The organism is Microbacterium sp. SD291 (assembly GCF_017355365.1).
In the GTDB taxonomy this organism is placed as follows: Bacteria; Actinomycetota; Actinomycetes; order Actinomycetales; family Microbacteriaceae; genus Microbacterium.
In genome coordinates this window covers 1-1,061 of record NZ_JADIJR010000076.1, presented here as the reverse complement: position 1 = coordinate 1,061, position 1,061 = coordinate 1, and the positions used below count along the sequence as shown (strand labels likewise).

General features: G+C 67.9%; 1 protein-coding gene. It reads left to right on the top strand.

The annotated features are described in order from the left end of the window. The first annotated feature begins 1 nt into the window (after position 1). The gene (locus tag IPV10_RS16830) at positions 2 to 943 is read left to right on the top strand and encodes a GlxA family transcriptional regulator (RefSeq protein ID WP_087136509.1); all 942 of its coding nucleotides are present in this window, start codon (positions 2 to 4) and stop codon (positions 941 to 943) included. Positions 944 to 1,061 lie beyond the last annotated feature (118 nt).

The following is a 1,061-nucleotide window of genomic DNA, read 5'->3' as shown; positions in this document are numbered from 1 at the left end:
CATGCGTATCGGACTGATCGCGATCGACGGCTGCTTCGGTTCGGCTATCGCGTCGATCATCGACATCGTGCGGGTGGCCGACGGAGCCCGCGGCGATGTCGACCCGCGGATCGACCCGATCGAACTCGCCATCCTCGGACCGAAACGGCGAGTGACCACGACGGCATCGATGACCCTGTCGGTGGACCACCCGCTGCCGGAGTCCGGAGAGTTCGACGTGGTCGTCGTCCCTGCGCTTGGAACCCTCACGGCCGCCGCGACCCACGACGCCCTCCAGAGTCGAGATGCTCGTTCGGTCATCGCCTCACTCGGGCGCCTCGACGACGCGACCACCCGGATCGCCGCGGCGTGCACCGGCGTGTTCGCCGTCGCCGAGACAGGACGGATGCATCATCGGCGGGCGACGACCAGCTGGTTCCTGGGGCCGGAGTTCCGGAAGCGCTATCCGACCGTCGCCCTCGATCTCGACACCATGGTCGTGGTCGACGGGAACCTCGTCACCGCCGGCGCCGCCTTCGCCCACATCGACCTCGCGCTCTCACTCGTGCGATCGATCAGCCCCGACCTGGCCCAACATGTCGCCAAGCTCCTCATCATCGACGAGCGCCCGTCGCAGGCGGCCTTCGTCGCCTACGAACATCTCCGGCACGAGGACCCGATCGTCGTCGAGTTCGAACGCTTCGTGCGCGCCCGCCTGGACGAACCGTTCAACGTCGCCTTCGTCGCGCAGTCGCTCGGCACCAGCCGGCGCACCCTCGAACGACGAGTCCGTGCGGCGCTCAACCTCACTCCGCTCGGCTTCGTCCAACGGCTTCGCACCGAACGAGCTCGACACCTCTCAGCAACCACGGACCTCACCTCCGCCGAGATCGCGCTACGGGTCGGCTACGCAAACGCCGAGACTCTGCGCTCCCTCCTGCGCAGGGAGCGACGCCGTTCCTGACCTATCGCCATGCCTGTAGCCGGTGTCCTAGCGCTCGACTGGAACCACCTCTCAGCACGTCGCGTCGACGCTCCTGCGTCGCCCCTGGACGACCCACTCGACACGCCCGCAGCACAGG

Bases quoted from the DNA above. Each gene is read 5' to 3' on its own strand.
- IPV10_RS16830 (WP_087136509.1), top strand. From the start codon at position 2: ATGCGTATCGGACTGATCGCGATCGACGGCTGCTTCGGTTCGGCTATC.